This is a genomic window from Spirochaetota bacterium, from assembly GCA_026414805.1.
Lineage (GTDB): Bacteria > Spirochaetota > UBA4802 > UBA4802 > UB4802 > UBA4802.
Genome location: JAOAIH010000106.1, coordinates 1 through 6,328, shown reverse-complemented (window position 1 = coordinate 6,328; position 6,328 = coordinate 1). Strand labels below are relative to the sequence as shown.

Genomic DNA, 6,328 nt, shown 5'->3' with positions numbered 1-6,328 from the left:
TCCTCACACCATGGCCAGCCGTGTTTGCCTAATTGAAACGAATTAGCACCACACTTATCAATGCTTATCATCTCAAGAGCTTTTTAATGATCTCTTTTCGTTGAAGGTTATCATATGAAAGAAAAAATCTTTAATTCTGTACACCATCTTTTTCAGGGATCGACCTACCCCCCCGATCTTCCAAAGCCATAAAGTTAAAAAACGAGGTCGTAAAACCAACAGCCGCTGGATTAATGTTCCGTATATAAGCATTCGTCGTTTTACCTTGTTATCCGTGTTGCAGTGGTTCTTAATAGTTTTGTGTAAAACAAAGAGCTGTTCTGAATAAGGAAGAACTATATGTTTAATAATATTTATTGGGAGGTTATAACGATAAGAAGCCGGCTCAATAATAACAGAATGCACAAAATGGAAACCATGAAAATGAAAAAAAATTAACGGATAACCGTCAATGGTCACTAGACCGTTGGTTTGTTGCACCTGATAACTGGTTACATTCCATGGAGCGACATTCGCTCCTTTATGTTGCAAAACAGCTACATTTTTGAACCGCTGTGGCCAGTCATCCAGATATAATTGATCTCCAAACCTATTGTCCTCTGTCCTTTTATGGCACCATTCCAAACATCGTTCTCGCCACCATGTAAGACAGGATTGTCCATTTATATCATGTCGAAAGCTTACCCATCCCACATTATAAATCCCTGCTTTTTTCTCCAAATCTCTATGTTCCGACGCATAACGATGCTCGATAATCAAAATTGATGCATCACCCATTTCATCAAAAATAGGCTGTGGATCAGAAAAAAAATAAAGGTCAGCATCAAGATATGTAATCAAGTCAACTTCTGGATTATACCTGAGTATATAAAGTGGCAATGAAGGGGTACATGTCCAGTAATATTCAATTCTGGTGCGATTGTTTTTGGCAGCTATAAGTGCATTATCACCATCCTCAAATTCGTAATGTGTAATAAGCCGAACATTGGGAGGGTTTAATTCAGAAAGAATATTATAGGTTTCATCATCAAAACATAAAATCCATAAAGTAAAAGGCTTCTGGCACTGCCTTAGTAACGATGCATGTAAAGCAAGACCACGAATAAGATAATTTCTGTCAAAAAAAGTGCAAAAATGGATTTGTTTCATTGGGTATTTGGTCATTGCTTCAAATAGGATGGTAGTTATAAAAAATCAATCCGCTGTGAATGAATTAATAAATGCCTATTGTGTGAAATAGATAATAGAGGCAAAATACCTTATATTCTGAGACGGAGTCACCTTAAGTTTAAGTGATTGTTTTTTTTAAATAAAAATCCTCGATATTGACACGGTTCCGGCGCATTGACAATATGGGGCAGCTCACCAATAATGAACTCGCGTACTAAATCTAACCCTAATTTGCCTGCTTCATGCAAAAACTCAGTTTTATTTAAACACCACCCCAAATACTCGGTGTTGTAGCCATAACGATAGGGGCGTTGGATAAATACATAAGATGCTGTTTCCATCACAGTCGGTAGGCGGGTAACAAGGAGATAGCCAGCTGTGGCTTTAGCCAAGCCTGCTAGCACCCGTTGCCAGTTCTCACTGTAGTGTAGGGAGGCGCTTGCAAGAACGAAATCATAGATGCGTGTAAAGCATAATTCATCGGTATAGAAGTGCTGATTAGGAAAAAGCTGAGCACCATACTGAGCTAAAAGGGGCACATCCTTACAATGGTACTCGATGCAAACATCAGGCAGAAGTGCCTGAGCCAATAAATAGTAATGACCAATACCACCACCCCAATCCAGCATTGAAAGGCTATTTCTATTGCGGGCGGCTAAAGCAAGTGAATAGGCAAAAATCATAATCGTGTTATGGCTGTTAATATCTTCCCGTGAAGCCAAGCTAGCCTCATGTGCCACACCCAGGGGCCCTGACTCACGCACCATCTGCACAAAACGAGGCCACTTCTGTCTATAGGTGTCCAATACCTCCTGCACATTCCATCCTTTTACTTCGGGATGAGTTTGTACATATGCCCACCCTTCAGGTATGTATTCATAATGAGGTGCTAAGTTGTTATGCCTACAGAGCTTCCGATATACAAGCACACATAGGGGAGGCACAAATAACCTGAAAAAATCTTTGAGTTTCATTGCATCAGTGCAATTGTCTTTTCTATGTAAACTGCTATGTTGCGGAGCCTGTGTTTTACACGGTGCAGTATTGGAATCCTTTGAGTAACCGCCTGACGATGCAATTTCGCACACGCTGGGTGCTCTTTTGCATCAGGCCATTTTGAAGGTATAGGTGGACATGATTTGAGCGGAGGGTTTGCCCATTTACCAGCATTTTTTGCATTTGTCGCCTGATCACCAAAGCCGATATGTTCCACCATACTCCAGGGCGGACGCAAACAAAGACCGCCGTGCAATATATGATGGTAAAGCCACCGAACCGCCCAAATGTTTCTCTGCAACTCTTTATCAGCCATTCTAGGGAGATCGGTACCGTATTTTTTTGGATCAATACCTTCTTTTTCACAGGATAGCATCAGGCTGCGGGCATCGTGTTCCAGCATTCCCTGCCAAGCCCGCCGCCATGTCCCCCAGACCCAGCATTCGGCGCGGCCGTCAAAATAAGGTTGGTCACCAACGTCCGGTGGTGTTACAAGAGGATGCGTCCAGCCGGTCACGCTCATCACCCGGGGGTCGTCCTTATAGTGACGGAGCGCCGCAACCAAGTACTCGTACGTCCCCGGCACACAAATGAGGTCATCCTCGAAGATGATGCACATTTCGTGCTGTTGCAGCACTTCGTTTATACCGGTGAGGATGGAACGACCCAATCCAAAGTTTGTCTCCCGCTCACAAAGTACCACCTCACACCAGTCAATACTACGCAAAATTTCTCGCACTTGACCAACCAATGGCTCCTTGTCCAGCGTGGCCGGCCCATCGCTAAAAACATAAATGAAAGGCACGCGATTCTCGCGGAGGCAAGCCAGCGTCCGGCGCAGATGGTCAGGACGAGCATAGGCAAAGAGGATAATGGGTATTATAATGTTCATCACTAATTTATCTTATAATTAGTTTTTATCATTTACAAATAGTTGCCCGTTATATCCCAGCTTCATTGATTAAATGATTAAATGCAACACAGTTCATGAGCCATAGCTTAAAGTGGCGTGAGGGAATGTAAACATTTTCTTGGTCTGTTGTAAGTAAAACATTCAGTGGAAGCGATGTTTTCATCGGGCACGATAGAAAAGTCAGTTTTTTGGGGAAATATCCGTCGAACAAGTCCGGCAGCATTTTCAACTGATCCCTTTTTCCATCTGTGGTAAAAGGGGTAAAAAAGAAGATTCGGCTGTGCAGTTGCTGGGTTACTGTTTCATCTTCAGTATTTTCTGAACCGTTATCATAGGTATTGGTTTGTCGCAGGAGTTGAGGAAGTCCTTGCAAACGTGTAATGATTGCCTGATCATTTTTAAGAGCAGTTTTTTGCTGTAGTTTTTTAATCAGCGTGAACCTGGTTTTACATTAAAATGAGCGGCAAAAACGAAGCAATGCTTTGCTGTGATACCACGGTTTCGGTTTCCCAGAGGCCTGCATGGTATCGTGTTGCAAGGTCCTGAAGTCGGTCTTGAATGCGCCCACACAGTTTGGGATATGAGATTTCTTATGCTTGCGGCTATGTCTTTTGTTATGGCGTTTTTTGTGTGTGATTGTGCAAGCAGGGCTATTAAGTTGGGAAGTTATTTTTTTAATTTATATAAAATATCAGAATAATTTTTATTAATACTAAGAATTGCAATTGCTTCATATCTTTTTGCAAGAATTGATTCAATTTCTTCCCTGTCGCGTACTTCAATTAATATAAATTCAGGCCGATGACGTGTAAAATCAATTCCCTTTAGCACTTGAGCTTCATAACCTTCTACATCTAAGGAGAGCAAATCTACATGATCAATTCTATAGCTATCAAGAACATAGCTTAAAGTTTTAGCAGGAACTTCAATATGATATGTTTTTTCTCTCTTTTTCAAAAATTTCTTCCCAGCTTTAATATGATTAGAATCTTCATACGGTTTACCCATCGATCCCTTAACGATACTCATTAAATTGCAGTAAATCATCTCAATAGTTTTTTCTTTATAATCAGATGCGACTAAAGCACAATTTTCCACTATGCAATTAGGCCGATTTTTTTTGCACCGTTCTGCTAATTCAGGAACACCTTCAATCAATAACCCTCTCCAAGCTAAATACTTTTCGAAATAAAGTGTATTACTTTGATTGAGACCATCATTGGCACCTACCTCAACAAAAAAACCGTTCGTGCGGTTGTTTAGATATATGGCCATTTTCATATCTAATTGGTTTAACGCAAAAGATTTCCGGCTGCTTTCTTCTTTATAAGGCAAACAAAAATCATCGTCAGAATTCTTGATCAAACCGCCTTGTACTTTTATTTCATGTCTCTTTCTTGGAATATTTATTTTATTTTTGAAAAATATTGATGTACACCAAGGATAAGAATTAATTGGACCAGCTCCTATAAAGTCAACCTGTATAAACCCATTATCCCTTAATAATTTTGCCGTATTAGGAAACCAATCAGTGTTGTCTAAGATGATTATTCCTCCATCCTTGATACATTTAATTGCCTCTTTTGCGCAATTATATCTGTATTTTCCATCAATAACTATTACATCATAGAGAAGAGCATCGTAATAAATTGTGTTAACATATCCCTGCATTTCAGTTTTAAAAAAAAATTTGTGATTATTACCTAATTTTTCATCCCAATACTTAAACCAAAACTGATCAGACTCAACGCTTATTACCATACATGAACGTTCTGACCAAAATTTGGAGCTATGACCTGAACCATATTCAAAAATGTTGCATTTTGAGAAATCATATTGCTCGAGATACTCAATTGCTGCATATGTGTACCAAGGTAACGGTCTTTTATGTCTGTCAATTGGTAATTTATATTTATATGATTTATAACTGCCTAAAATCTCAAAATAATTCAAAATCCATAAAAAATACCTTATCTCACTTCGACAGATAAACTGTAATACTTTTTTCACGAATTTTGCATACTCAATTGCATAGCTTATTTTTGAAAAAAACCACCTGTAAACCGAAGCAAATATCCGATGAAAAAAATTATTTGCTTTCATATTTATGCTTAAAAAGATGTCTTTGTCTAAGATAACTTCTAAAAAGCTCGACCGTATGTCCATGAATGATCAATAAGAACCTCACCTTGACTGCGTTCGATTATTTTGCCCGTTTTATAATAATTCCCGTCTGCCACGTTTATAACAAAGGCGCTTTGCACCCAATCTACAATTTCGCCGTTTACCGAACAAAACAGCGTACATTCATAGGAACCAGATCTAAGGTTGAATTTGGGCCAACGACATTCAAAATATCCGTTATGATATATTTCTAAATTGCCCTGGCCAGTGTCTTCTGAATTTAAGTTCGCCAATAGATAGCCTTGACTGTTTCTAATATTAAAGGCAACAAGAACTGATGCATCGCGTTTCTCTTGTTTTGATTTGTAGTACAACCGGATGCATATATTTTGACCACTCATTACCTGCTGAAGTTCATTCCCCTCAGAATCATAAATACCTATTCTATCGAATATTAGCCATTGGCTCCCTCTTCGATCCTGACGTTCTGCCAGACCTGTCTTAGCTTCTATCTGCACACGGGAGATATATTTGCGGATTACATTTTTGATTGCACCAGCAAAACTCATCTTACCTTCATCCAATATAATACCTCGCTGACATAAATTCTCTATAGCTACCATATTATGGCTCACAAACAACACCGTCCTCCCCTCTTTCGCCACCTCCCCCATCTTCCCCAAACATTTCTTCTGAAACGCGGCATCGCCCACTGCCAGCACCTCGTCAACAAGCAGTATCTCAGGCTCAAGGTGCGCGGCCACGGCGAAGGCCAGGCGCACGTACATACCGCTTGAGTAGCGCTTGACAGGGGTATCGAGAAATTTTTCGATCTCGGCAAATGCAACAATCTCATCAAACTTTCGCTTGATCTCGGCGCGGCTCATGCCGAGAATAGCCCCGTTCAGATAAATGTTTTCACGGCCTGTGAGTTCTGGATGGAACCCCGTGCCCACTTCAAGCAGGCTTGCAACCCTGCCCCGCAGAATAACCCTGCCGGTTGTCGGCTCAGTAATACGGGAGAGAATTTTGAGCAGAGTGGATTTGCCTGCACCGTTACGGCCGATAATGCCGACCGTTTCACCGCGCTTGACCTCAAAGGACACATCTTTGAGCGCCCAGATC

Annotated in this window: 6 protein-coding genes; all 6 read right to left on the bottom strand. The window is 40.6% G+C overall.

Annotation, left to right across the window (positions count from 1 at the left end; all coding sequences use genetic code 11):
* Positions 1 to 72: 72 nt before the first annotated feature.
* Positions 73 to 1,149 (bottom strand): glycosyl transferase, encoded by a 1,077-nt coding sequence (locus tag N3F66_14305; GenBank protein ID MCX8125317.1) that lies wholly within the window; start codon positions 1,147 to 1,149, stop codon positions 73 to 75.
* 128 nt (positions 1,150 to 1,277) lie between these two features.
* Positions 1,278 to 2,258: a hypothetical protein gene (locus N3F66_14300; protein MCX8125316.1), complete on the bottom strand. Its 981-nt coding sequence runs from the start codon at positions 2,256 to 2,258 to the stop codon at positions 1,278 to 1,280.
* Positions 2,141 to 3,058, bottom strand: a complete 918-nt coding sequence (locus N3F66_14295; protein ID MCX8125315.1) for a hypothetical protein — start codon at positions 3,056 to 3,058, stop codon at positions 2,141 to 2,143. The genes N3F66_14300 and N3F66_14295 overlap by 118 nt, the downstream gene beginning before the upstream one ends.
* A gap of 49 nt (positions 3,059 to 3,107) precedes the next feature.
* Positions 3,108 to 3,452, bottom strand: coding sequence for a hypothetical protein (locus N3F66_14290; protein ID MCX8125314.1), 345 nt, complete (start codon positions 3,450 to 3,452; stop codon positions 3,108 to 3,110).
* Positions 3,453 to 3,745: 293 nt separating this feature from the next.
* A complete protein-coding gene (locus tag N3F66_14285) occupies positions 3,746 to 5,182 on the bottom strand; it encodes an FkbM family methyltransferase (protein MCX8125313.1) in 1,437 nt (478 codons plus the stop codon).
* 38 nt (positions 5,183 to 5,220) lie between these two features.
* On the bottom strand, positions 5,221 to 6,328 hold a 1,108-nt coding region (locus N3F66_14280), incomplete at its 5' end, for an ABC transporter ATP-binding protein (protein MCX8125312.1).

Excerpts from the sequence above, each read along its gene's own strand:
- N3F66_14305 (MCX8125317.1), bottom strand. The coding sequence starts at position 1,149 with ATGAAACAAATCCATTTTTGCACTTTTTTTGACAGAAATTATCTTATT.
- N3F66_14295 (MCX8125315.1), bottom strand. The coding sequence starts at position 3,058 with ATGAACATTATAATACCCATTATCCTCTTTGCCTATGCTCGTCCTGAC.
- N3F66_14285 (MCX8125313.1), bottom strand. The coding sequence starts at position 5,182 with ATGAAAGCAAATAATTTTTTTCATCGGATATTTGCTTCGGTTTACAGG.